Annotated in this window: 3 protein-coding genes; 1 reads left to right on the top strand and 2 read right to left on the bottom strand. The window is 61.8% G+C overall.

Features of this window, described 5'->3' with window-relative positions:
• The coding region (locus BSU04_RS31315) for a transposase (RefSeq protein ID WP_144021411.1) at positions 1-304 on the top strand (304 nt) is incomplete at its 5' end.
• Here BSU04_RS31315 and BSU04_RS31310 read toward each other — a convergent pair.
• Both BSU04_RS31310 and BSU04_RS31305 read right to left on the bottom strand, forming a co-directional pair.
• Positions 203-922 carry a TniB family NTP-binding protein gene (locus BSU04_RS31310; RefSeq protein ID WP_256983509.1) on the bottom strand — a complete coding sequence of 240 codons (720 nt, stop codon included), beginning with the start codon at positions 920-922 and terminating at the stop codon, positions 203-205. The genes BSU04_RS31315 and BSU04_RS31310 overlap by 102 nt on opposite strands.
• 8 nt (positions 923-930) lie before the next feature.
• Positions 931-2,524, bottom strand: a 1,594-nt coding sequence (locus tag BSU04_RS31305; protein ID WP_373452894.1) for a Mu transposase C-terminal domain-containing protein, incomplete at its 5' end; no start/stop codon positions are given.

Genomic DNA, 2,524 nt, shown 5'->3' with positions numbered 1-2,524 from the left:
GCGTTGTCGGCTTGAGCCGTTCAGGCGGCTGGCCACGACGCTCAAGGAGCGCCTGCCGGGCGTCGTGCGCGGCATGCTCGACGGTCGCAGCAATGCCTATGTCGAGGCGATGAATGGCATGCTCCAACAAACCAAGCGGGCCGCGCGCGGATTTCGAACCGTGAAGAACTTCGTGGCCATCGCCTACCTCCGCATGTCCAGGCTAAAACATTTGCCGCAAAATCCTTTGCGTCCCGCCGCCTCGCGTGATCAAGGGATTAAACGCTATCGCGCCGGCCGTCAAGTTCCACTCAAAACGGCATAGAGCCGTAAAGCGGCTCACCATCTGCGAGTCGCTTTGCAGGGAGAGTATCGCGTCCTCGGTACCGACCAGGACGATGCTCGCGCGCAGGTCGTTGGCGAGGAATTTTAGGAGATTCAGGGCTGCCCGTTGTTCCCGGTAGGTGCCGGCCAGCAGATGATGCACCTCATCGACGATCAGCATGCACGGAGCCATGCGCCGCAGCAGATCTCGCGCGAGCCGCTCGAGCACGGCAAGTCTGGCTGCGGGGTTGTGCGGAGCACCTAGTTCAAACAGCAACGACGAGTAAAAGCGGTGCTGGTCGGGCGTAGGGGGCATCTGCATCGAGATGATGGGGCGCATTTCAACACCGAGCCGTTCGTCAAATTCGTCAGGGTGCTGACGCCGGAACTTGGCAATGATCTGGGTGTTGCCGATATTGGAGTCTCCATACAGGAGCAGGCAGGGCATGCGCTCGCGCCGTGGCGTCGCAAGCAGCCGCTCGAGGCTTTCCAGTGCCTGCGTGGCGCGCGGATAGTCTATCCAGCGGTCGCGCAGGAGGGACTGGATACGCGTTGCATTGTCGAGCATGGCCTGTGGTCTGACCGCCGGCAGCAGGTGTCCAAGGGGTAGGCTCTTCATGACGGATCTCACCATAGTTCGGCGTTGTAGGCCGGTGCCGGTTGGCTGTAATCAACGGGTTCAGGCTGAGATCCGGGTACAGCGCGTTCAGCGACAGGAAAGAGGGGGCGGGGTGGCTTTCCCGGCGCATGGTGCCCCGGACGAGATTTCTTCACCTTTGCACGGCGCGTATCACGTTGTGCCTGCGTGACCAAACCGCGCTGCTCCTCGATCGCGCGGAACATCATCGCTTCCGAGATACGTTTCTGTCCCTGGTCACGCAAATACCTGACAATCGCGCGTTGCTCCCAGAGTGAGATCGGGGGGTGCCGTAAGTCAGCAAAGCGGGCTTCGATAATCGGCTTGCCGGGGACACTGACGAACACCCGGGAAAGGTCTTCGGGATGGTAGCGCACCGTCACTGTTCGACGATTCAGTCGCCACGTGGAAAACACCGGGTGCCAGTAACGGATATGGAACAGGGTGAGCCCATCGGCCTGGATCGTTCGTTGGACAACAGGAAGAAACTGCAGCAGGAACTGCCACTCCGCTTCCGGAGTTGCGGGCAGGGCCGATTCCGCAGCCGCGCCATTCAGCGCAGTCCACATGCTGAACGGCGTCGCGCCATGCAGCCCCCGATGTGCACTATGGTGGTAGCGCTGCCCGATCTCCAGCGCGAGCCATTGCTCGAACTCGTGTAGCGTCAGTGCAGCACGTTTCTCGGGGGCACGAGCCTTGCGGCCCTTCGGAGATGAGCCCGTGGTACCGGGCAGGCCGTGAACCCGCTCCATCAGCGTGCGGTTCAGACGTTCAATGTGGCCGCCGAAATGAGGCCGGCCGACCGGGCGATACATGAGTTCGATGCCGTACTCTGAACAGCCGGTTCGTAACGCCCGACTCTTGAATTCGGCGGCATTATCCAGATGCAGCACCTTCGGTACGCCGCGCATGGGCCATTCGACCTCTAGGCCGAGCTTGTCCAGCCACGCGCGCTTGGGCTGCGCCACACGCGTGAGTAACAGAGCGACCGTTGCTGCCCCGGGGCGTTCCATGCCGACATGGAATCCCACCACACAGCGTGTCGCAACATCGATAGCCAGGGAAAGCCACGGGCGGCCGATTGGGCGACGTGACAGCGGATCGACGACCAGAACATCTGCCTGCGTATGATCGACCTGCACGACGTCCATCGGGTTTTTCACGACAAAATTTCCCGGTGCTGACTTGATGGGATGCTCCATGCCCTCGGCCTCACGATGTGCGGCCCATCGTCGGGCCACCAAGTTGCGGCCTGGCGGTGTCGTGCCTGTTTCTACGCATCTGCGCCGGATTTCGAGCGTCAGGTCGGTGAGTGGATGAGCCAGCAGACGCTGCCTGGGAAGCCACGTAGTGAGCACGTCGTCGACGATCAATTCTGTCCGGGCACCCAGGCGCCGGCTGCCGGCTTTGGGGCCACGCTCACGCGGTCTGACCGCACTGATAACGGGGTCTGCCAGAAATCGCTTCCGCAACCGATAGACCGTCGTCCAGTGCACGTTGAGCAGTCCTGCTGCCTGCAGTGCCTGGGCCTTCGAAAGAGGTTGGGTTCCAAGCGGGCGAAGTATGCGGGCGATGACAGCTTCC

Origin of the sequence: Caballeronia sordidicola, assembly GCF_002220365.1 — a bacterium.
GTDB classification, from domain to species: domain Bacteria; phylum Pseudomonadota; class Gammaproteobacteria; order Burkholderiales; family Burkholderiaceae; genus Caballeronia; species Caballeronia sordidicola_C.
Note: the sequence above shows the minus strand (reverse complement) of the source record. Positions and strands in the feature narration are given on the sequence as shown.